This window comes from Sphingobium cyanobacteriorum, from assembly GCF_030580935.1.
Taxonomy (GTDB): Bacteria; Pseudomonadota; Alphaproteobacteria; order Sphingomonadales; family Sphingomonadaceae; genus Sphingobium; species Sphingobium cyanobacteriorum.
The window spans coordinates 719,146-740,930 of the sequence record NZ_JAUQOM010000001.1; the positions used below are offsets into that span (position 1 = coordinate 719,146).

Sequence of the window (21,785 nt, forward strand, 5' to 3'; positions counted from 1 at the left end):
GCGCCGACCGCAAGCACCCACACCGCCGCTGAACGCGCCCCGCACAGCCACGCATAGCAGAAGGCGATGATCCTGACCGATGCACGCTCGTCATTGCGCGCGAAGCGCAATGACGAATGGGTTCTGATCATAGCGCTTGGCTATTACCGCCCAGCACATCGCGCACACAAAAAAAGGGAGCCATCCGGCCGGATGGCTCCCTTCCATATGTTTCCAGCAACCGTGGATCAGATCACCAGGAACTCGCCCGATGTCAGCGCCAGGCCGGTGGAGAGCGTCGCGAACTGGATCGCGGCGCCCGCACCATTGCCGTCGGCGTCGAACAGCAGCGCGCCGGTCGCGCTGTTGTAGATGATCCGGTCGTCCGCATCATGCGCGCCCGTGCCGATCCAGAAGGCATTGGCGTTGAGCGCCCCTGCCGCCAGGCCGGTGAACACCGCATTGTCGATTTCGATCGAGTCATCGACCACGCTATAGCCGCTCACCGTATCGACATTGGTGGCGCCCAATGCCGTGGTGAAGCGGATCACGTCCAGCCCGGTGCCGCCAATCAGGATATCGGAACCGGCCTTGCCGTCCAATATGTCATTGCCGCTCGACCCGTTCAGCGTGTTGATGCCGCTGTTGCCGATCAGCGTATTGGCCTGGCTGTTGCCGGTGGCGTTGATGTTGGTCGATCCAACCAGTTGGAGCGTTTCGACATAGGCGCCGGCCAGGCTGTAGGATACCGATGCGTTGATACGGTCGGCGGTGCCGCCCGTCGATGTTTCCACCACGGTATCACCGACATTGTCGACATAGAAGACATCGTTGCCCAAGCCGCCGGTCATCGCATCGATGCCGGTGCCACCTGTCAGCACGTCATCGCCATCGCCGCCATTCAGCACGTCGTCACCAGCCAGGCCGGTCAGCCTGTCATTGCCGGCATTGCCGGTCAGGCTGTTATTCTCGCCCGATCCGGTGATGTCATCCGCCCCGGCATTACCGATGGCATTCTCCACGCTCGACAGCGATACAGGTCCAGATCCGCCGGGCGTGTAATTGAACGTGCCGTCGGTCAGGTTGATCGTCGATGTGGTGACGGTCGTGCCGGAAATGTCGAACGTGTCCGTGCCGGCACCGCCAACGAAGATCTCGCCGTAGCTGCCGTTCCAGCCGTTGACGAGCTTGAACGTGTCGTTGCCGTCCTCGCCATAGACCAGGTCGCGGCCGCTGCCGCCGTCAAACACGTCATTGCCCGTGCCGCCGATCAACAGATCGTCGCCATCGCCACCATTGATCGTGTCGTTGCCGGCTTCGCCGCGAATGATGTCATTGCCGCCATTGCCGTTCAGCACATTGGCCAGGGCATCGCCGGTGACGTCGTCGTCCAGTTGCGTGCCATAGACATTTTCCACGCCGGTGATGGTCCAGGGACCACCATAGAGCGGATTATACTGCCATGTGCCGCTGGTCAGGTTGGCGATGACGCCATAGGTGGTCGCGATGTCGCTCAGGTCCAGCACATCGATGCCGGTGCCGCCATCGGTATTGTCACCATATTCGGTGCCGATGCTGTCCTGGCGGATGACGAAGCTGTCATTGCCCGATTCGCCATAGACGGTGTCCGTCGTCCAGCTACCATAGATGGTGTCGTTGCCCGACCCGCCATAGATGGTGTCGACGCCATAGGAACCGTCGATCACATCGTCGCCGGCGCCGCCGTTCAGCGTGTCGTCGCCGTCGCCGCCGAACAGATAGTCGTTGCCCGACCCGCCCGACAGCACATTGTTGGCGCTGTTGCCGATGATGCTGTCATTGCCGGTGCCGCCGATGGCATTTTCGATCAGCGACGCGGTGTTGCCCTCATAGAGCAGCGCGTTGAAGATGTTGCCACGCGCATAGACGGGGCTGCCATTATTGCCCAGATAGGCGAGCTGCGCCTGGCTGAACACCGAATGACCGCCGGGGTTGAGGTCCAGCGACAGGTTGGTGGTATAGTTGGACAGGTCATAGGTGTCGGTGCCGCCACCGTCCCAGATCGTCGCGAAGATGCGGTTGCCGCCCGGATCGATCGCCAGGCTGCCGTTGATATAGGTTTCGCCCAGCGTCGGGCTCCACGTATAGACGGTATCGCCCGACTGCACGCTGTAATCGGCGCCATACATCGTCTGCAGGGCGGCGATGTCGAGCATCATATAGGTTTGCGGCGCGCCCCATTGCTCATAGCTGTAGCCGCTGAGCGGTGCCCCCACATAGGAGCGATAGGTCATCACCGTATATTCGATCGAGTCATAGGCCGTCGGCAGCGCGCCAAACCCGCCCGTTTCCTGACCATGTTTCAGGCCCAGCGAATGGCCCAGCTCGTGGATCATCGTGTGCCAGGCATAATTGCCCGCGACCGGGTTCTTCAGCGTGTAGATCGTGCTGTCATAAGCGTTGCCGAAGAAGGTATCGCCGCCATAGATGCTGCTATTGGGATAATAGGCATAAGCGGTGCCGGGGTCGCTGGAGTTGGCGGCGCGGATGGTCGCGGTGCCGTCGCCCGCCCCGGCATAGGTGATCGACAGGTTGGTGAAGCCTTCGACCGAAAATCCGTAGGCGCCCGGAAGCTGGGTATAGGTCGACGCATTGAGCGCGGTGTGCAGCGCCTTCGTCTGGGCCGCGGTGAAGGCCGAAAAGCCTTCATTCTGGGCGCTGATCGAATCGCCGTCACCATCACTGTTATAGCCGGCCTGATAGTCCGAAGCCTGGTCCACATCGCTGTAGCTGATGCTGCCGCTCCATTTGACGCCGCTCAATATGCCGTCGATCAACTGGTTGCCGGTGGCGGCCTGCGCCACGGCGGTCGATGCGCTGCCATTTTCCTGGGGTCCGGTCAGACTGCCCGCCGTCGCATCGGCGGGCGGGGTCATCACGTCCTGCGGATAGAGCAGCAGCACTTCGTTGCGGATCGGCGATCCGTCAGCAAGCGTCCAGCTCCCGGCAGTCGCATCTGCCGCGCCGAAGGCCGCACCGGATGGCGCGGAAGATGAGTCGGACGTTAACTTTGATTTGATCGGCCCATTGCCTGTAACCTTGAACATACATCCTCCTAAAGGGACTAGAGGCTGACACGTTCACTGTGTCGGTTGGCGACCGTTTCTTTGCGGGCTGAGTAATGGCACTATTTGCCTGCCGTGCCAAGAGACAGGCAATCCAGCAAATTCAATGACTTACATTAAACCGGCCGATATGATGATGAAAAATATGCAATATTTATATTTACTTGCATGGGAAATGGCACGGACCGGTTCCCGGATCGCGCAAAACCGCCATTTTACGGCCTTGGCCCTGCTGAATGCCGCCTTGCCGTAACGTCACTGATCCGCCAGGGCATCGGCGCGCAGCACCGCCGTCCGTGCAAGGGGGTGGCCCGGATGCCGCGCCGCGAACAGCCTGTAGGCGTCGGCGGTCCCGCGCTGTTCCATCGCCGCGAATTCGGCCCGGATCGCGGCTTCCGCGTCGCCGGGCGCGGCCATGATGCCGCCGGTTCCGGGCGGCGCATGGGCGCCTGCCGGCAAGGGCGGCACGTCGGTGGACTGGGCAGTGGGCTGGGCGGTGGACTGGCCGGCCGACCCGGCGATGGCCGGCGTCGCGCCCCCGCTGACCAGGATCGCGGCCAGCGGCGCGCGCAACAGCATGGCGGCACGGGATGGAGGGCGGAACAGGGACATGGGGCACCTCCGCACGACACAGGCAGGGAACGGGACGGGGCAACGCCATCCCGGAACGGCGAACCGCAAAGCGGCTTCAGGCGGACTGATGCCACCGGCATCACCGCCCATGCCCTGTTATATCATGGGCGGCACAGGCGCACAATCATGGACCGGCGCGCAGAGCGAACCCGCGCGGCCCGGCGATGCCCCGGCGCCACCGCCCTTTGTTCGGCCGGATCAGTTCTTGCGCTGCGGCACGGTGAAGGTGCCCGACACGCGCCCGCTGGGGCTGGTCGCCGCGCCCGGCACGCCCCCGGCCGACGATCGGCCATCGACCGTGGACCGGCCGCTGTTCAGGTCCATCACCAGCCGTCCGCCGCTCAGCCGGTTCGCCCCCTGCGTCAGCGTGACATTGCCCAGCATCGTGATCAGCTTGCTGTTGAGGTCGTAGATGGCGACATTGCCGCGCGCGGTCTGGTCCGCCTTGGTCACGACGACATTGCCCGAAGCGTCGATGCGGTCGATGTCCACGCCATTCGACCCGCCGCCTGGCTGCTTGCTGTAGGCCACGGTCATGCGCGCGGCGTTCAGCGTCATGCCCGCCTGCGTCACCTCGACATTGCCGGACACGACGACGCGGTCGGCGCGGTCCTGCACCTCGATCCGGTCGGCATTGAAATTGACCGGCGCGTTGCTGTCATGATTCCTGAACACCTGCGCGATGGATGGCGCACTGGCGCCGGCGAACATCAGCGCGACGGTGCCGGCAAAGCCGGCCGACGACAGGATCAGGGTGCGTTTCATCAGTTCCGCCCTTTGAGGCCATTTTGCTCGATGCGCAAGCGCGCCCGGCCATTCAGTGTCACCGTCCGGGCGGCCATGTCCGCCTCCAGATGGTCGCCGCTGAACGTGCCGATCGGGATCCGCCCGTCGACCCGCCCCGCGCTCTTCATCCGCCGCGTCTTGAGGTCGATCCCGACATCGCGGGTGGTCAGGCGGTATCCGCCCGCCGCCTCGAACTGCACCGGCCCGTCGATCCCGACCCGCTCGCTGTCCATGTCGTACCGCCCCTTCTGGGCGGTCAGCACAGCCGGCCCGTCCGACAGCAGGATGCGCGCGGACAGGCTGCTCAGGTCGACGATCGGCTCGCGGGAGCTTTTCTGCACGGCGGACCCGGCGCGCAGGGAAAAGGGCTGCCCCTTGCTGTCCTGCCCGCGATAGAGCGCCTCGGTCAGCCGCATCCGGTCCTTCGCCACCTCGACCTTGTTCTTGTCGAGCACGAAGCTCACCTTGTCGCCGCCGGTGAAGGGCGCGGTCGCCAGCAGCGCGGCCAGCACGCCGACCGCCACCGGCAGCCAGTTTTTGAGCAGCCCGACCATCCGGTCATGGCTGCCGCCCGGCCGCGCCCAGTGGCGGCGCACGTCGCGTTGCTGATCGGCCTGGACGGACACGAAGCGGCGGCTCCTTTACATATGTGCGAAAATGTCGATTTCCGGCCAGCCCGCCAGGTCCAGCTCGGCCCGGTGCGGCAGGAAATCGAAACAGGCCTGGGCCAGTTCCATCCGCCCTTCGCGAATCAGGCGCTTGTCCAGTTCGGCCTTCATCGCATGGAGATAGCGCACGTCGGACGCGGCATAATCCTTCTGCGCGTCCGACAGGACCGGGCCGCCCCAGTCGCTCGACTGCTGCTGCTTGCTGATGTCCTGGCCCAGCAGTTCGCGCACCAGTTCCTTCAGCCCGTGCCGGTCGGTATAGGTGCGGATCAGGCGCGACGCGATCTTGGTGCAATAAGCGGGCGCGGCGACCACGCCCAGATAATATTTGATCGCGGCGATGTCGAACCGCCCGAAATGATAGAGTTTCAGCCGGTCAGGATCGGCCAGCACCGCTTTCAGGTTGGGCGCGGCATAATCGCTGCCCGGCTTGAAGCGCACCAGATGCTCGTCGCCCCGGCCATCGCTGATCTGGACGACGCACAGCCGGTCGCGCGGGGTGACAAGGCCCATCGTTTCGGTGTCGATGGCGATCGGGCCGGGGCCAAGAACGCCGGCGGGCAAATCTTCTTCATGGAAATAAACGGTCATGCGCTCCCCTCTATGGCGAAACCGCCTGCACCGCAATCAGCGCTTTGCATGGCGCGCATGGCGGGACGAACCGTTGCCCGGACAAGGTGGATCGTCCCAAATCCGCCGATTTTGCGCTATAAGAACGGATCAGGATCGCAACGGTGAAAATCATTCGCGCTGTCCTGAAAAGTTGATATAGTGATTCCCAAACCCGCCTTTGCGGTGGATTCTGCATGTCATTCGCCCGACATGTTTGTCCGATTGGTCTTGGGGCGAAGCGAAAGTGACTAACAGGGCATGAGTTTTGATAGAGGTCGCCGCGGCGGGCGCGGCAAGGATAAGCGCGACGGTTTCGGCGACGACAATTTCTACGATGCGGGCAACCGTGGCGGTTTCGGCGGCGGCTTTGGCGGCGGTGATCGCTTCGGCGGTGGTGGTGGCGGCTTCGGCGGCGATCGTGGAGGTTTCGGCGGCGGTGATCGCGGCGGCTTCGGCGGCGGCGCTGGCGGCGGTGGTGGTCGCGGCGGCTTCGGCGGCGGCGGCGGTGGTTTCGGCGGCGGTGGCGGCGGCGGTGGTCGCGGCATGCCTGCCCAGGTCGTCGGCGAAGGCAAGGGCGTCGTCAAATTCTTCAACGGTCAGAAGGGCTTCGGCTTCATCGTCCGTGACGATGGCGGCGAAGACGTGTTCGTCCATATCAGCGCGGTCGAACAGGCCGGCCTGACCGGCCTGGCCGAAGGCCAGCAACTGGGCTTCACCCTGGTCGATCGTGGCGGCAAGGTGTCGGCGACCGATCTGGTGATCGACGGCGAACCCCTGCCCGTGACGGAACGCGCCCCGCGCGAACCCCGCGCGCCCGGCGGCTTCGGCGCCGATCGCGGTGATCGCGGCGGCTTCGGCGGCGGCGCCGATCGTGGCCCGCAGCGCCAGTTGACCGGCGAGCGTTCCAGCGGCACGGTGAAGTTCTTCAACGCGATGAAGGGCTTCGGCTTCATTCAGCGCGATGACGGCCAGCCGGACGCCTTCGTCCACATCAGCGCCGTCGAGCGCGCTGGCCTGGGCGCCCTGAACGAAGGCGATCGCCTCGACTTCGAACTGGAAGTCGATCGTCGCGGCAAATATGCCGCGGTGAACCTCCAGTCGAAAGCCGACTGAACCAGCCTGATATCATCCCTGTTACAAGGGGAGAGGATGCAAGGGGCTGCTCGCAGGAGCGGCCCCTTTTTCTTTGGCGATACCGTCCTTTGCCACCCCGCATGATGTGTCGAGCAAAGTTCATCTCTCCTGGCAGGGGGCATTGCGCAATGCACCATTCAGGCATTTCCACGTCATCCCCGCGCAGGCGGGGACTCATCGCCTGCCATAAGATCAAGATGACAGCGTGGGAGACGACTTCCCGCCCGCGCGAAAATGACGATGGATCATGCGGGCGCCGGCACTGCGCAACGATCCCCTCGCCGTGCAGGCACGCGCCAGCCATGACGATGCTCCATCCTGTCCAGTTCCATGCCGCCCGCCTCTATACCGCCCGCCTCGAACCGCCTATTTCCCGATCATGACCATCCCGGCCCTCTCTTCGCCTGGCCATCCCGTCTATCGGGACATGTCCACCACCATCTTCGAACATATGTCCGCCCGCGCCCGCGAAACCGGCGCGATCAATCTGGGGCAGGGTTTTCCCGAAGGCCCCGGCCCACGCGCCATGTTGCAAGCCGCCGCCGACGCGCTGCTGACCCGATCCAGCCAATATCCGCCGATGTCCGGCCTTCCCGAACTGCGCAGCGCGGTCGCCGGCCATTATGCCCGCCATCAACAGCTCGACCTCAGCCCGCAGGAGGTGATCGTCACCTCCGGCGCGACCGAGGCGATCGCCGCCAGCCTGCTCGCGCTGGTGCGGCCGGGTGACGAAGTGCTCATGCTCGCCCCGCTCTACGACGCCTATCTGCCGCTGGTGGAACGGGCCGGGGGCGTGGCAAAGGTCGTGACCCTGGCCCCGCCCGACTGGCGCGTCACCCGTGCCCTGCTGGAAGCGGCGATCACGCCGCGCACCCGCATCCTCCTCATGAACAATCCGGTGAACCCCACCGGCATCGTCCTGCGCGAATCGGAACTGGCGCTGCTCGCCGATCTGTGCGTCACCCATGACCTGATCGCCTTGTGCGACGAGGTCTGGGAACAGACCGTCTATGACGGCATTCCCCACCGCCCGCTGATGGCTTTTCCGGGCATGCGCGCACGCACCGTCAAGATCGGTTCGGCGGGCAAGATCTTTTCCGTCACCGGCTGGAAAGTCGGCTGGATGTGCGCCGCCCCGCCGATCGCCACCCTGCTGGCCCGCGCCCATCAGTTCCTGACCTTCACCACCCCGCCCAATCTGCAATGGGCGGTGGCGCAGGGACTGTCCTGGCCCGATGCCTGGTTCGACCGTCAGCGCGCCGTCTATCAGGCATCGCGGGACCGGCTGGCGGCGGGCCTGGCAGCGGCGGGCTATGTCGTCCAGCCCAGCGGCGCGACCTGGTTCCTGTCGATCGACCTGCCCGCATCGGCCATCGCGCTGGACGACATGACCTTCTGCGACCGCATCATCGACGAAGCCGGGGTGGCGGCGATCCCCATGTCCGCCTTCTGCCCGCAATCGCCGGTCACGCATCTCGTCCGCCTCTGCTTTGCAAAGGCGGACGCGACACTGGATCAGGCGATCGCCCGGCTGGCGGCCTTCCGCACGACGCTGGGCTGACGCGCGCACAAGCGGCGCGCCCGGTGGTCGAAACGCCGCGCGCATTTCATTGCTTAGCTAACTAATGAAATGCGCGCGGATATTTTAGCTGTCCCACTCGCTGTATCAGTCTTGCGACATGCGCGTCCGGCGGCTAGGTTCCTGTTTCGTTCCAGACAAGGATATGCATGGACAGCCTGGCCGCCATCTTCACCCTCGCCGCGCTGCTGATCGGCCTCGCGGTCGGCTGGCTGCTGAGCGCCCGGTCCACCGCCCCGCTCGCCGCGGAGAAGGCCGACCTTGCCGGCAAGGTCGACCTTGCCACGACCCAGCGCAACGGCGCCATCGCCGAACTGGCGGTGGAAAAGGAGCGGGTCGCCCAGGCCGAAACCCGCATCGCCCGCCTCGAATCGGCGCAGGCCGCCCTCGCCCAGCGGCTCGACACCGCCCAGGCCGAACGCGAAGCCGCGCTGCGCGATCTCGCCGCGCTCCGGTCCGACACCCAGGCCCGCACCCAGGCGTTCGAGGCGCAGATCGCCGCGCTCAGGGACGCCAAGGAACAGCTTTCCGCCCAGTTCAGCGAAATCGGCGGCAAGCTGCTCGACCAGGCCCAGGCCCAGTTCCTGACCCGCGCCGACCAGCGCTTCGCCCAGGCGAACGAAAAGAGCGAGGCCCAGCTCAAGACGTTGCTCAACCCGGTCGAAACCACGCTCAAACGCTATGAGGAAGGCCTTGCCCGCGTCGAGAAGGAACGGGTCGGCAGCTATGCCGAACTGCGCGAAGCGGTGCAGCAGGTCCATCTGGGCCAGGGGCAGGTCCGCGAGGAGACGGCCAAGCTGGTCAACGCCCTGCGCGCCGCCCCCAAGACTCGCGGCCGCTGGGGCGAGCAGCAGTTCAAGAATCTCATCGAAACCGCCGGCCTCTCCCCCTTCGTCGATTTCAAGGAAGAAGTGTCGGTCGCGGTGGAGGCCGATGGCGCCGAAACCCGCCTGCGCCCCGACTTCATCATCAACCTGCCCGGCGACCAGCAGATGGTGGTCGATGTCAAATGCTCGCTCGTCGCCTATCTGAACGCCGTCGATCAGGTCGATCCCGCCTTGCGCGACGCCCATATGCTCGACCATGCCCGCGCCATGCGCACCCATGCCGACGCGCTGGGGCGCAAGGCCTATTGGGAACAGTTCGACAAGGCGCCCGACTTCGTCATCATGTATGTGCCGGGCGACAATTTCGTCACCGCCGCGCTGGAAGCGGACATGGACCTGTGGGAACGCGCCGCCAGGAACCGCGTCATCATCTGCGGCCCCGCCACCTTCCTCCCCCTCGCCCGCACCCTGGCGGGCCATTGGCGGCAGGCCAGGATGCAGGAACAGGCGCAGCAGGTCGGCCAGCTCGGCAAGGAACTCTACGAACGCCTCGCCATCGCCGCCACCCATCTTCGCAAGCTCGGCTCCGGGCTCAACAGCGCTGTCGCCAACTATAATAATTTCATCGGCAGCTTCGAAACCCGCGTCCTGTCCACCGGCCGCAAGTTCCGCGACCTCGACATCGAAACCGGCGGCAAGGAGATCGAGGCGATGGAGCCGCTCGACCTGCTGGCCCGCGACGCCCAGACCGAGGAGGCGCGGGCGCTGCCGGCGGCGGAGTGAAGCAGGAGCGCAGTGCAGAAACAAAGGAACAAGCCCGGCTCCCCCGCGTCTCTTCTCCATAAGCGATCCCATGCAAACAGGATCGCGGGTCGGAGAATGATATGTGGAAGTCATTATTGACGCGCCGCCCGCTGCGGCGCCCGGACAAGGCCAGGGATGATCCCCCGCCGCGCGACGACCGGATCGCACAGGACAATCCCTTTGCCGATTTGATGGCGAAGCTCGACAGGATTCCCTATCACAGGACGCGCAAGCCCGCTTTCGGCGGCCGCTGATCCCGCCTGCGCGGATCGGCCTCTTGCCGCCCCGTCCACGCGCTGGCATGGCGGGGCGATGACACGCATCGGCCTGCTCGGCGGCTCCTTCAATCCGGCCCATGGCGGGCATCGCGCCATTTCGCTGTTCGCGAAAGAAGCGCTGGGCCTGGACGAAATCTGGTGGCTCGTCTCCCCCGGCAATCCCCTGAAACCCGCCAGGGGCATGGCCCCGCTCCCCGCCCGCCTCGCCCATGCCCGCACAATCGCCCGCCGCGCCCCGATTCGCGCCACCGCGATCGAGCGCCAGCTACGCACCCGCTACACCGTCGACACGCTGCGCGCGCTCGCCCGCCGCTACCCCGGAAACCGCTTCATCTGGCTGATGGGGGCGGACAATCTGGCGCAATTTGGCCAATGGCGCGACTGGCGCGGCATCGCCCGGCAAATGCCCATTGCCGTCATCGCCCGTCCGGGCTATGATGGTGCCGCCCGTGGCTCTGTGGCCATGAGCTGGCTGCGGCGCTTCGTCCGGTCCGCGCGCCAGAGTGCAGACTGGACGAATTGGAGACCACCGGCGCTCGTGCTATTGCGCTTTCGCCCTGATCCAAGATCGGCGACCCTGCTGCGGCAGGCGGACCCCCTCTGGCATCGCGAATATGAAGCAACGTGTGTGCGCGATCCGCTCACGCGCCGGTACGTCATCTAGATTGGAGTTTCATTGTCTAACCTCGCCCCTGCCAACGATATCGCGCCCGGCGCGCAATCCGTGGCCGCCCTGCACGCCCTCGTCATGCAATCGCTCGACGACGACCAGGCCCAGGAAACCATCTCCATCCCGCTTGAAGGCAAGAGCAGCATCGCCGACTATATGGTGATCGCCAGCGGCCGTTCCTCGCGTCAGGTCGCCGCGATCGCCCAGCATCTGGCCGAACGGATCAAGAAGGAAACGGGCCGCTCCGCCCGTGTCGAAGGGCTGCCGGTCGCCGACTGGGTGCTGATCGACGCTGGCGACGTGATCGTCCATCTGTTCAAGCCGGAAGTGCGCAGCTTCTACAATCTGGAACGGATGTGGGGCTTTGTCGACGCGCCGGTCGCGGGCAACGCCTGAACCCTTCGACAGGCGTGCGATGACGGGTTAGGAGGAGCGCCATGCTCCTCCACATCATCGCGCGCGGAAAGATCGGGCGCTCGCCCGAAGCCGATCTGGTCGACCGCTATGTCAGGCGGCTGACCATGCCGCACAAGATCACCGAAATGCCCGATCGCGGTGGCAAACTGCCCCCCGCCGGCCCCGGCACCGTCACGGTGATGCTGGACGAAAAGGGCAGGCAGCTCGGCTCCCTCGACTTCGCCCGCCGGATCGCGGGCTGGCGCGACACGGGCACGCGCGAATGCCGCTTCCTCATCGGCGCGGCGGACGGGTTCGATGACGCGGACCGCGCGAATGCCGACCTGCTGATCGCCTTCGGCGCGATGACCTGGCCGCACATGATGGCCCGCGCGATGCTCGCCGAACAGCTCTGGCGCGCCTGCTCGATCCTCGCAAACCACCCCTATCATCGCGAAGGGTAGAACCCGGCCGGTTTTCCGCCTAGTCAGGGACGATACGGGTCGGGGCATCGGGTGAAGCGCACTCTCATCATCGCAGGCGGACTGGCGGGCCTCCTGGTCCTCGCCGCCACGCGCCTGCCTGCTGCCGACGACAGCGCGATCATCCTGTCGGGCACCGCCGGCACCACCCTGGCACAGGAACAGCAGGCGCTCAAAAACGCCCGCCGCCAGTCGGACGAGGCGCGCGACCGCTCCGCCCGCCTGGAACGGCAGGCCAGCGCCGCCCGTGACGAAGCCGAACAGGCGCGCCGCCGCGCCGCCGCGCTCGCCGCCCGCATCCAGCAGGCGGAGGCCGACATGCAGGCGGCGCAGGCCCGCATCGCCATCATCGCCCGGATGCAGCGCGCCCAGGCCGCCCGCCTTGCCGCGAAGCAGGAACCGATCGTCCGCCTGACCGCCGCGCTCCAGATGATGGCGCGCCGCCCGCTGGCGCTGGCCCTGGTCCAGCCCGGATCGATCGGCGATGCCGTCCATATGCGCGCGATGCTGGGCCAGATTCTGCCCGTCATTCAGCAGCGCACGGCGGGCCTGCGCGCCGAACTGGACAAGAGCCGCGCCCTGCGCGCCACCGCGCAGCAGGCCGCCGACGCGCTGGCGCAGGCGCAGGCCGACCGCAAGGACCGCCAGACCGCGCTCGCGGCGCTGGAAGCGCAAAAGCGTGTTGCCGCCCGCGACTATCGCGCCAATGCGGGACTCGAAAGCGAACGCGCGCTGGCGCTGGGCGAACGGGCGCGCGACATTGTCGACCTGATGGACCGGCTGGAGGATGCAGGCGACCTGCGCGACCGGCTGGCCGCGCTGTCCGGCCCGCTGCTGCGCCCCGCCCGCCCCGACCGCGCCGGCGCCCCCGCGCCCGAACGCACCGCCCCGGCCGCCGGCCCGCCGCCCTATCGCCTGCCGGTGATCGGTCAACTCGTCACCGGCATGGGCGAAGTCAATGACGGCGGCGTCCGCTCGCGCGGGCTGACGCTGGTGACGCAGCCGGGTGCGCAGGCGATCGCCCCCACCGCCGGCCGGGTCGCCTTCGCCGGTCCCTATCGCGACTATGGCCAGATATTGATCATCGACCATGGCCAGGGCTGGACCACGCTCATCACCGGCCTCCACCGCGTCACCGCGCAGGTGGGCGATACTGTGCGCCAGGGCGACCCGGTCGGCCTCACCGGCCCGGAACGCCCCAACATCACCGTCGAACTGCGCCGCAATGGCCGCCCGGTGGATATCGTGCCGCTGGTGGGGTTGGGTTAACCCGACGCTCATCGATCCTGCGCGACATTCCATCGAAGCGCGCTTTTGCGTCAGGACGCGAATCGGCTTATGGTGGACCGCAGATGCCGGAATCAAGGATGCCCATGAAATCTCCCTTCCTCCAGGGCGCGCTCGCGCTTGGGGCGCTCGCGCTCATCCCCGCCACCACCGCGGCGCTCGCCGATGGGGAAGCGAGCAGCTACAAGGCGCTCGACGAATTCATGGATGTGTTCCAGAAGGTCCGCAGCGACTATGTCGAAAAGGTCGATGACGAAAAGCTGATCAAGGGCGCGATCGACGGGATGCTCGCCAGCCTCGATCCGCACAGCAGCTTCCTCGACGCGCGCGATTTCCAGAATCTGCGCACCCAGACGGAGGGCAGCTATGGCGGCCTGGGCCTCTCGGTCACGCAGGAGGATGGCGCGGTCAAGGTGATCGCGCCGACGCAGGATACCCCTGCCTGGCGCGCGGGGATCAAGGCGGGCGACTATATCACCCATATCGACGGGCAGCTCATCTATGGCGGCACGCTGGACGAGGCGGTCGACAAGATGCGCGGCCAGCCGGGCACCAGCCTCAAACTGACCATCGTGCGCGCCGGCCGCGACAAGCCGATCGACCTGACCCTCACGCGCGAGATCATCCAGCTCAAGCCCGTGAAATGGGAAGTGAAGAACAATATCGGCGTCATCAACATCGTCAGCTTCTCGGCCAATACCGGGGCGGACGTGCGATCGGCGATCCGCAGCATCGACAAGTCGCTGGGCCACAGGCCGACCGGCTATATCCTCGACCTGCGCTCCAACCCCGGCGGCCTGCTGGATGAAGCGGTCAGCGTCAGCGATGCCTTCCTCGAACGTGGCGAAATCGTGTCGCAGCGGGGCCGCGCCAAGGGCGATGTCGAACGCTATTATGCCAAGCCGGGCGACGACGCGAAGGGTCTGCCGGTCATCGTGCTGGTCGACGCAGGTTCGGCGTCCGCTTCCGAAATCGTCGCCGGCGCGCTCCAGGACCAGCATCGCGCGCTGGTGATGGGCGAACGCAGCTTCGGCAAGGGCAGCGTCCAGACCATGCTCCCGCTCAGCAACACCACCGCGCTCAAGCTGACGACCGCGCGCTATTACACTCCATCGGGCCGCAGCGTGCAGGAAGGCGGCATCCAGCCCGACATCCGCGTGCCGCAACTGTCCGACCCCGATTACAAGAACCGCCCCAAATATCGCGAAAGCGACCTGCGCCGCCACCTGATCAATGAAATCAAGAGCGACGACAAGGCGCTGGAGGAAGACAGCAAGGACGATCCGCGCTTCGCCCTGTCGGCCGAGGAGCTGAAGAAGAAGGGCGTCGAGGATTTCCAGCTCGACTATGCGCTCAAGACCATCGCCCGCCTGGCCAGCACCCCTGGCGCCACCATCGCGGCGGCGCAGGCGCGCAAGCCGGCAGCGAAATAATCCGCCCCCCGTTCGGTTCGAGCCGGTCGAGAACATGCCGCGCGCGTCTCGACCCGCTTGCATCGAACGGATATTCCGCAAGTTCAGCATGACGAAAGCCGGCCAAGGCTTTAAGCGGGCGCTATGAAGAGCCTTTCTCTCGCCCGCGCCCTCGCGCTGCTGACCCCGCTGCTGCTGCTGGGCGGCGCCTATGCCTCGCAATATATCGGCGGCCTCCATCCATGCGAGATGTGCTGGTGGCAACGCTATCCCCATATGGCGGCGATCCCGCTGGCGCTGGCCGCCTATGCCCTGCGCGCCCGCCCCTGCATCAGCGCACTGTTTGCCGGCCTCGCAGGCCTCGCCATCGGCATCAGCGGCCTTATCGGCCTGTTCCATGCCGGGGTCGAATATGGCTGGTGGGAAGGGCTGACCACCTGCTCCACCACGGCGGGCGGCAATGCCGCCGACCTGCTGAACCAGATCTGGGCGACCCCGCTCATCCGCTGCGATGTCGCGCCCTGGAGCCTGCTGGGCATTTCGCTCGCCGGCTATAACGGCCTCTTGTCCAGCGCCGTCGCACTCGCCATCTTGGCCCTGCTACTGAAAGCGAGGAAAGCATGAGCGCGCCACAGGATTTCCCGCGACCGGGCAAACGGCCCGACCCCGTCGACCGCGCCGCCATGCTGCGCGTCGATCAGGCGGGGGAGTTTGGCGCTACCCGCATCTATGCCGGCCAGCTTGCCGTGATGGGCGACCGCCATCCCTATGGCCGCCTGATCGCCGGCATGGCCGCGCAGGAGGAACGGCACCGTGCCGCCTTCGACGCGATGATCGTCCGGCGTGGCGTCCGCCCGACCGCGCTCGCCCCGGTCTGGAGCGTCGCCGGCTTCGCGCTGGGCGCCGTCACCGCCGCGATGGGGCCAAGGGCCGCGATGGCCTGCACCGCCGCGATCGAGACGGAGATCGACCGTCATTATGCCGATCAACTCGACCAGCTTGGCGCCGACGACCCGGAACTTGCCACCGCCATCGCGGATTTCCAGGCGGAGGAGGTCGAGCATCGCGACACGGCGATCGCCCATGGCGCGGAACAGGCACCCGCCTACCCTCTCCTGTCCGGCGCCATCCGGTTGGGCTGTCGTGCGGCTATCGCGCTTTCGAAGCGCATTTGAAAAGGACGGATTGATGATCAGGACCCCGATGACCGCAGCCTTCGCGCTGGTGCTGGGCGCATCCGTCCCCGCACTGGCCCAGCCCGCCAGCGTCCCGACGGCCGTGACCGATCCGGCGTCGGAGAAAGTCAATCTCGTCATCGTCTATGGCGATGACGCCTGCCCGCAGAGCCAGGGCAATGATATCGTCGTGTGCGCGCGCAAGGATGAAAAGGAACGCTACCGCATCCCTGAACCGCTGCGCGGCGACCCCAACCAGCCCAGCCATCAGGCATGGGGCGAACGGGTCCGGTCGATGGAATATGTCGGCCGCACCGGCACCGAAAGCTGCTCGCCGGTCGGTGGTGGCGGGGCGACCGGCTGCTTTGCCGAACTGGCCCGCCTCGCCAAGGCGGAACGGCAGGCGGCAGACAGCGCCAGTTGGAAGGATCTGGTCGCGGCCGAACGCGCCAAGCGCCTGTCCACCATCGATGCGGACAGCGACGCGATCGAGGCGCGGGTGAAGGCGGAGGAAAAGGCCGCAGCCCAGGCCACGACCACACCGGCCACGCCGCCGCAGCCATGACGGTTTCAGGGCGCCGGTGGCGTCCTGATGCCATATCGCCGGACATGGGGCAGGTCCGTCATCCAGCAGGGGCCATGAAGGATTTTGCCATGCGGCGTCACGTCATGCTTCCCCTGTTCGCCCTCCTGCTGGCCGCCGGCCTGCCGACCTTCGCCCTCGCCCAGCCCGAACCGCCGCCCGAACGCACCATCAACCTGCTGGTCTATGGCGATGATCCCTGTCCGCAGGGCAAGGGCGACGAAATCGTCGTATGCGCCCGCCGCCCCGAATCGGAACGCTATCGCATCCCCAGGAAGCTGCGCGAAAAGCCCGAAATCGTCGGCGGCCCCGGCTGGGGCAGCCAGGTCGCGACGATGGAACAGACCCAGCGCCAGACCCTGCCCAACAGTTGTTCGGTGATCGGCAGCAACGGGTTTACCGGCTGCACCGCCAGGATGCTGGAACAATGGTTCGCCGAACGGCGGATGCAGCAAAGCGCCGGACAGCCTTGAACGCGCCGTCCCGTCATCGCGGCCAGGTTGCATCCATATGGGCGATGCTCTTGACGATCAGCGCCTCCAGCACCGCCCTGTCGACGCCCGCCAGCCGCTTGATATAGAGGCAGCCCTTGCCGCGCCGATGCTTGCCCAGGGCCACGAAATCCGCCTCCTCCAGTCCCGCCAGATAAAAGACCAGCTCCGCCTTGCGCGGCGAAAAGCCGATGCGGCAACTCTCGCCCTCGCGCCCGCTGTCATAACGATAATGGTAGCGGCCAAAACCGATGATGCTCGGCCCCCACAGGGCCGGCGGCTCGCCTGACAGCCGTGCCATCATCGCCATCACGTCCCGCCCGTCGGCTTGTCGCTCGGCCGGTTCGACCCGTGCCAGAAACGCCTCTACGTCCGCCGCCGTCTCGGCCATCTTGTGCGCATCCTTCGCCATGGCTTGCTTTCCCCATGCCCCTCGCCTAGGGATTAGCGCGTCATCTGGGGAGTAGCCAGCCGTTCCGATCGAAGGGACGGGTCCTATGTCAACATATTTGGCCGAGAGGCCATGGCATGGGAGACGCGGGAACGCCCGCGTAAGGCGAGACTAATGGCATCGGCGCTTTTCTGTCCGGCCGGGCGGAAGGCGACGGTGGCATTGTGTCTGTTTCACCTCCGCCCGGCCCCGGAAATGTCACGATGGAAGCGCTCTTCACCTCCGCCGCCCTGGTCGCCCTCGCCGAAATGGGGGACAAGACGCAGTTGCTCGCCATGCTGCTCGCCACCCGCTTCAGGAAGCCGGTGCCGATCATCCTGGGCATATTCGTCGCCACGATCGCCAATCATTTCCTCGCCGCGCTGCTCGGCCATTCGATCGCGGGCGTGCTGACGCAACCCTGGTTCCGTTACGCCGTCGCCCTGTCCTTCATCGCCATGGCCGCCTGGACGCTGGTGCCCGACACGATCGACGAGGATGCGCCATTGAAGGCGCCGTCGCAGGCGGGCGTGTTCGTGACCACGCTGGTCGCCTTCTTCCTGGTCGAGATGGGCGACAAGACGCAGGTGGCGACGGTGGCGCTGGGCGCGCGGTTCGACAGCCTGATCGCCGTTACCGCCGGCACCACGCTGGGCATGATGGTCGCCAATGTGCCGGCCGTCCTGTTCGGCGAAGCGCTGGCCAAGCGCGTGCCGATGCGCGCGCTCCAGATCGGGGCGGCCTTGCTGTTCCTCGCCCTTGGCCTGTGGATGCTCGCTGACTTCCAGGGCTGGATCGGGTAAAAAGAACGGCCGCCGCGCCGCTGGCGGTTGTCAGCACGCGGCGGCTGTTGCAAGGGGTTTGGCAGAGTCATTCCCCTTATTCATGAACATGGGACGCGCGTGATGAAGGACAAGCTTGTAACCATCTTCGGCGGCGGCGGTTTTCTGGGCCGGCAGGTCGCACAGGCGCTGATGGCGCGTGGCGCGCGGGTGCGGATCGCCCAGCGCGACCTGGCCAGCGCGGTCAAGGTGAAGTCGCTCGGCAATCTGGGCCAGAGCCAGTTCGTCGCGGCCGACATCCGCAAGCCTGCCACCGTCGCCCGCGCCATCAGCGGCAGCGATATCGTCATCAATCTGGTCGGCATCCTGGCCGGTGATTTCGACGCCTTCCAGCATCAGGGCGCGGCCAATGTGGCGCAGGCGGCGGCCGCCGCCGGGGTCAGCGCGCTGGTCCATGTCTCGGCGATCGGCGCCGACCCCGACAGCCCTTCCGCCTATGGCCGGTCGAAGGCCGCGGGCGAGGCGGCGGTCAAGGCCGCCTTCCCCGGCGCGACGATCATCCGCCCGTCCATCATCTTCGGGCCGGAGGACCAGTTCCTCAACCGCTTCGCCGACCTCATCAGAATGGCGCCGGTCATCCCGGTGATCGCCGGCGCGACGAAGTTCCAGCCCGTCTATGTCGCCGACGTGGCGCAGGGAATCGCCAATGCCGCGGAGCATCCCGGCGTCCATGGCGGCAAGACCTATGAAGTCGCCGGGCCGCAGATGCTGAGCATGAAGGACATCAACGCCTGGATCGCGAAGGCGATCGGCCGCGACCGGCCGATCATCGACGTGCCGCATGGCATTGCGTCGCTGCTGGCGCTGCTGCCCGGCGGGCCGATCACCCGCGACCAGCTCGCCATGCTCGGCCGCGACAATGTCGCGGCACCCGGTTCGGAAGGGCTGGCGGCGCTGGGCGTCGCCCCCACCCCGATGGGCGCGGTCGCCGACAAATGGATGGTCCGCTACCGCAAGCATGGCCGCTTCGCCGGCAGGGCCCGCGCCTGACCCATAATCCTCCCCTTGCAGGGGAGGTGGCTGGCGCGTAGCGCCTGACGGAGGGGTGTCACCCTCACGATAGCGGGACACCCCTCCACCACGCCCTTCGGGCGCGGTCCCCCTCCCCTTACAGGGGAGGAGCCAAAAGGAGCCTGCCTGCTTATGGACCATTATCTGACCGTCATCCTGCTGGGCATTGTCGAAGGGCTGACGGAATTCCTCCCCGTCTCCTCGACCGGCCACCTCATCCTGGCGAGCGAGTTGCTGGGCTATGACGCGGCCACCTGGGCGATGTTCAACGTCATCATCCAGCTTGGCGCGATCCTGGCCGTCGTGGTGCTGTACTGGCGCACCTTCTGGGCGGTCGGCATGGGGCTGCTGCGGCGCGAGCCGGTGAGCTGGCGTTTCCTGCGCAACCTGCTCCTGGCCTTCATCCCTTCCGCCATCATCGGCCTGGCGCTGCACGATTATATCGAGATTTTGCTGGGCGCGCCCACGGTCGTCGCCTGGGCGCTGATCGCCGGCGGCATCGCCATATTGCTGATCGAGCGTGCGGTGAAGGAACAGCGGTTCCACGGCATCGCCGACATTCCGGTCGTCCGCGTGCTCGGTATCGGCCTCATTCAATGTATTTCGATGATCCCCGGCGTCAGCCGGTCGGGCGCGACCATCATGGGCGCCCTGACCCTGGGCGTCGAACGCCGCACGGCGGCCGAATTCAGCTTCTTCCTCGCCATCCCCACCATGCTCGGCGCGACCACGCTGGAACTGCTCAAGAAAGGCGACCGGATCACCAGCGCGGCCATCGGCTGGGACAGTATCACCCTTGGTTTCCTCGTCTCCTTTCTCGTCGCGCTGCTGGTCATCAAATGGTTCGTCGGCCTCGTGTCGAAACACGGCTTTGCGCCTTTTGCCTGGTATCGAATCATCGCCGGCGCGGCCGCGCTCGTCTGGCTGACCATGCGATAGGCCCGCATCGGTCATATTAGAGACGCAAAACTTGCAATCCATTCGCAAAAAGCGCGGAAAACGCAAATTATTTAGTCAATATTGCTGACCTATATGCCAGAATCCGCGTGACTCCGTGGGTCTTTCTGCTATGTGCGCAACTGCAACATAGTCAGGGACAGGTTTATGGGCGACAATCCGATGCTGAAATTCGTTGGCCTGGGCCAGTCCTACCCGGACAAGCGCGCCGCCGACGCCCGCGCCGACGATTTCCTGGAAATCAGCCGCAGTTTCATTCTGGACAAGGCGGAGGAACAGGCGTCGCGCTGTTCGCAATGCGGCGTGCCCTATTGCTCGACCCATTGCCCGCTCCACAATCACATCCCCGACTGGCTGCGCCTGACCGCCGAGGGCCGCTTGCGCGAAGCCTATGAGCTGTCCAACCTGACCAGCACCATGCCCGAAATCTGCGGCCGCATCTGCCCGCAGGACCGGCTGTGCGAGGGCAATTGCGTCATTGAATTTTCCGGTCACGGCGCCGTCACCATCGGCTCGGTCGAAAAATACATCACCGACACCGCCTGGAAGGAAGGCTGGGTCGAACCGCTCGTCCCCGGCGCGGCACGCGGCCAGTCGGTCGGCGTCATCGGCGCGGGGCCGGCGGGGCTGACGACGGCCGAATATCTGCGCGTCGCGGGTTATGAGGTGCATGTCTATGACCGGCACGACCGCGCCGGCGGGCTGCTGACCTATGGCATTCCCGGCTTCAAACTGGAAAAGGACGTGGTCATGCGCCGCATCCAGCGCCTGAAGGATGGCGGCATCATCTTCCACGAAAGTTTCGAGATCGGCCGCGACGCCACGCTGGACGGGTTGCGCGAACGGCATGACGCGATCCTGATCGCCACCGGCGTCTATAAGCCGCGCGACATCAAGGCGCCGGGCGTGGGCGCGGCCGGCGTGGTCAAGGCGCTCGATTATCTGACCGCCTCCAACAAGGCGGGCTTTGGCGACGCCGTGCCAGAACATGCCGACGGCTCGCTGCTGGCGACGGGCAAGCATGTGGTGGTCATCGGCGGTGGCGACACCGCGATGGACTGCGTCCGCACCGCGATCCGCCAGGGTGCCAAGTCGGTGAAGTGCCTCTATCGCCGCGACCGCGACAATATGCCCGGATCGCAGCGCGAAGTCGCCAATGCCGAGGAAGAAGGCGTCGAATTCGTCTGGCTGACCGCGCCGATCGCCTTTGAAGGCACCGAACATGTCACCGGCGTCAAGGTGACGAAGATGCGCCTGGGCCAACCCGACGCATCGGGCCGCCGCGCGCCCGAACCCGATCCGGGCAGCGAACATACGCTCGAAGCCGACCTAGTCATCAAGGCGCTGGGCTATGACCCCGAAGACCTGCCCAAATTGTTCGGCAGCGAAGACCTGTCCGTCACCCGCTGGGGCACGCTGCGCGTCGACCACAAGACGATGATGACCAGCGTTGACGGCGTATTCGCCGCAGGCGACATCGTGCGCGGCGCATCGCTGGTGGTCTGGGCGATCCGCGACGGCCGCGATGTGACGGAGCATATGCACAAATATCTGAAGGCCAAGGCCAAGACCCGCGAAAGCGTGGCAGCCTAAATCCTCATCATCCCAGCCCGTTCGGTTCGAGCTTGTCGAGAACGTGGCGCAG

At 66.0% G+C, this 21,785-nt stretch carries 24 protein-coding genes and 1 riboswitch; of the genes, 18 read left to right on the forward strand and 6 right to left on the reverse strand.

Going from position 1 to position 21,785, the window contains the following annotated elements:
- Nucleotides 1-227: 227 nt before the first annotated feature.
- Nucleotides 228-3,065, reverse strand: a complete 2,838-nt coding sequence (locus Q4610_RS03560) for a M10 family metallopeptidase (RefSeq protein ID WP_304534620.1) — start codon at nt 3,063-3,065, stop codon at nt 228-230.
- Nucleotides 3,066-3,189: 124 nt separating this feature from the next.
- Here Q4610_RS03560 and Q4610_RS03565 point away from each other — a divergent pair, with 124 nt between their 5' ends.
- A complete protein-coding gene (locus Q4610_RS03565) occupies nt 3,190-3,336 on the forward strand; it encodes a hypothetical protein (RefSeq protein WP_304534621.1) in 147 nt (48 codons plus the stop codon).
- 2 nt (nt 3,337-3,338) lie between these two features.
- Here the strand turns inward: Q4610_RS03565 and Q4610_RS03570 are convergent, their stop codons facing one another.
- From Q4610_RS03570 to Q4610_RS03585, 4 genes are all read right to left on the reverse strand, one after another.
- On the reverse strand, nt 3,339-3,695 hold the full coding sequence (locus tag Q4610_RS03570) for a hypothetical protein (protein ID WP_304534622.1): 357 nt from the start codon (nt 3,693-3,695) through the stop codon (nt 3,339-3,341).
- 219 nt (nt 3,696-3,914) lie between these two features.
- Nucleotides 3,915-4,481: an LptA/OstA family protein gene (locus Q4610_RS03575; RefSeq protein WP_304534623.1), complete on the reverse strand. Its 567-nt coding sequence runs from the start codon at nt 4,479-4,481 to the stop codon at nt 3,915-3,917.
- Nucleotides 4,481-5,128 carry an LPS export ABC transporter periplasmic protein LptC gene (locus tag Q4610_RS03580; protein ID WP_304534624.1) on the reverse strand — a complete coding sequence of 216 codons (648 nt, stop codon included), beginning with the start codon at nt 5,126-5,128 and terminating at the stop codon, nt 4,481-4,483. The genes Q4610_RS03575 and Q4610_RS03580 overlap by 1 nt, the downstream gene beginning before the upstream one ends.
- A gap of 15 nt (nt 5,129-5,143) precedes the next feature.
- The gene (locus Q4610_RS03585) at nt 5,144-5,761 is read right to left on the reverse strand and encodes a ribonuclease D (RefSeq protein WP_304534625.1); all 618 of its coding nucleotides are present in this window, start codon (nt 5,759-5,761) and stop codon (nt 5,144-5,146) included.
- A gap of 279 nt (nt 5,762-6,040) precedes the next feature.
- On the opposite strand from Q4610_RS03585, the gene Q4610_RS03590 reads away from it, so the two are divergent.
- The 13 genes from Q4610_RS03590 to Q4610_RS03650 all read left to right on the forward strand — a co-directional run bounded on the left by Q4610_RS03590 (nt 6,041) and on the right by Q4610_RS03650 (nt 16,882).
- On the forward strand, nt 6,041-6,895 hold the full coding sequence (locus tag Q4610_RS03590; RefSeq protein WP_304534626.1) for a cold-shock protein: 855 nt from the start codon (nt 6,041-6,043) through the stop codon (nt 6,893-6,895).
- 400 nt (nt 6,896-7,295) lie between these two features.
- Nucleotides 7,296-8,477, forward strand: coding sequence for an aminotransferase (locus Q4610_RS03595; protein ID WP_304534865.1), 1,182 nt, complete (start codon nt 7,296-7,298; stop codon nt 8,475-8,477).
- A gap of 167 nt (nt 8,478-8,644) precedes the next feature.
- The gene (locus Q4610_RS03600) at nt 8,645-10,105 is read left to right on the forward strand and encodes a DNA recombination protein RmuC (RefSeq protein WP_304534627.1); all 1,461 of its coding nucleotides are present in this window, start codon (nt 8,645-8,647) and stop codon (nt 10,103-10,105) included.
- 116 nt (nt 10,106-10,221) lie between these two features.
- A complete protein-coding gene (locus Q4610_RS03605) occupies nt 10,222-10,380 on the forward strand; it encodes a hypothetical protein (RefSeq protein WP_304534628.1) in 159 nt (52 codons plus the stop codon).
- A gap of 58 nt (nt 10,381-10,438) precedes the next feature.
- Entirely contained in the window at nt 10,439-11,068 is a 630-nt protein-coding gene (locus Q4610_RS03610; protein WP_304534629.1) for a nicotinate-nucleotide adenylyltransferase, read from the forward strand.
- Between the two features lie 12 nt (nt 11,069-11,080).
- Nucleotides 11,081-11,470 (forward strand): ribosome silencing factor, encoded by a 390-nt coding sequence (gene rsfS, locus Q4610_RS03615; protein WP_304534630.1) that lies wholly within the window; start codon nt 11,081-11,083, stop codon nt 11,468-11,470.
- 41 nt (nt 11,471-11,511) lie between these two features.
- Nucleotides 11,512-11,934 carry a 23S rRNA (pseudouridine(1915)-N(3))-methyltransferase RlmH gene (locus tag Q4610_RS03620; RefSeq protein WP_304534631.1) on the forward strand — a complete coding sequence of 141 codons (423 nt, stop codon included), beginning with the start codon at nt 11,512-11,514 and terminating at the stop codon, nt 11,932-11,934.
- A gap of 51 nt (nt 11,935-11,985) precedes the next feature.
- A complete protein-coding gene (locus Q4610_RS03625; RefSeq protein ID WP_304534632.1) occupies nt 11,986-13,221 on the forward strand; it encodes a murein hydrolase activator EnvC family protein in 1,236 nt (411 codons plus the stop codon).
- A 104-nt stretch (nt 13,222-13,325) separates the two neighbouring features.
- On the forward strand, nt 13,326-14,672 hold the full coding sequence (locus Q4610_RS03630; protein WP_304534633.1) for a S41 family peptidase: 1,347 nt from the start codon (nt 13,326-13,328) through the stop codon (nt 14,670-14,672).
- A 123-nt stretch (nt 14,673-14,795) separates the two neighbouring features.
- Complete coding sequence (locus tag Q4610_RS03635) at nt 14,796-15,275, forward strand: disulfide bond formation protein B (protein ID WP_304534634.1); 480 nt, start codon at nt 14,796-14,798, stop codon at nt 15,273-15,275.
- Entirely contained in the window at nt 15,272-15,826 is a 555-nt protein-coding gene (locus Q4610_RS03640; protein ID WP_304534635.1) for a demethoxyubiquinone hydroxylase family protein, read from the forward strand. The genes Q4610_RS03635 and Q4610_RS03640 overlap by 4 nt, the downstream gene beginning before the upstream one ends.
- A gap of 13 nt (nt 15,827-15,839) precedes the next feature.
- The gene (locus Q4610_RS03645; RefSeq protein ID WP_304534636.1) at nt 15,840-16,391 is read left to right on the forward strand and encodes a hypothetical protein; all 552 of its coding nucleotides are present in this window, start codon (nt 15,840-15,842) and stop codon (nt 16,389-16,391) included.
- Between the two features lie 89 nt (nt 16,392-16,480).
- The gene (locus Q4610_RS03650) at nt 16,481-16,882 is read left to right on the forward strand and encodes a hypothetical protein (protein ID WP_304534637.1); all 402 of its coding nucleotides are present in this window, start codon (nt 16,481-16,483) and stop codon (nt 16,880-16,882) included.
- A 13-nt stretch (nt 16,883-16,895) separates the two neighbouring features.
- Here the strand turns inward: Q4610_RS03650 and Q4610_RS03655 are convergent, their stop codons facing one another.
- Nucleotides 16,896-17,312, reverse strand: coding sequence for a DUF1801 domain-containing protein (locus tag Q4610_RS03655; protein WP_304534638.1), 417 nt, complete (start codon nt 17,310-17,312; stop codon nt 16,896-16,898).
- A 33-nt stretch (nt 17,313-17,345) separates the two neighbouring features.
- A riboswitch (yybP-ykoY riboswitch) is annotated at nt 17,346-17,540 on the forward strand.
- A gap of 14 nt (nt 17,541-17,554) precedes the next feature.
- On the opposite strand from Q4610_RS03655, the gene Q4610_RS03660 reads away from it, so the two are divergent.
- The 4 genes from Q4610_RS03660 (at nt 17,555) to Q4610_RS03675 (ending at nt 21,733) form a co-directional block, all read left to right on the forward strand.
- Complete coding sequence (locus Q4610_RS03660) at nt 17,555-18,133, forward strand: TMEM165/GDT1 family protein (protein ID WP_304534639.1); 579 nt, start codon at nt 17,555-17,557, stop codon at nt 18,131-18,133.
- Nucleotides 18,134-18,235: 102 nt separating this feature from the next.
- Nucleotides 18,236-19,162, forward strand: coding sequence for a complex I NDUFA9 subunit family protein (locus Q4610_RS03665; RefSeq protein WP_304534640.1), 927 nt, complete (start codon nt 18,236-18,238; stop codon nt 19,160-19,162).
- Nucleotides 19,163-19,315: 153 nt separating this feature from the next.
- A complete protein-coding gene (locus Q4610_RS03670; protein WP_304534641.1) occupies nt 19,316-20,122 on the forward strand; it encodes an undecaprenyl-diphosphate phosphatase in 807 nt (268 codons plus the stop codon).
- A 165-nt stretch (nt 20,123-20,287) separates the two neighbouring features.
- On the forward strand, nt 20,288-21,733 hold the full coding sequence (locus tag Q4610_RS03675; protein ID WP_304534642.1) for an NAD(P)-dependent oxidoreductase: 1,446 nt from the start codon (nt 20,288-20,290) through the stop codon (nt 21,731-21,733).
- Nucleotides 21,734-21,785: the final 52 nt, after the last annotated feature.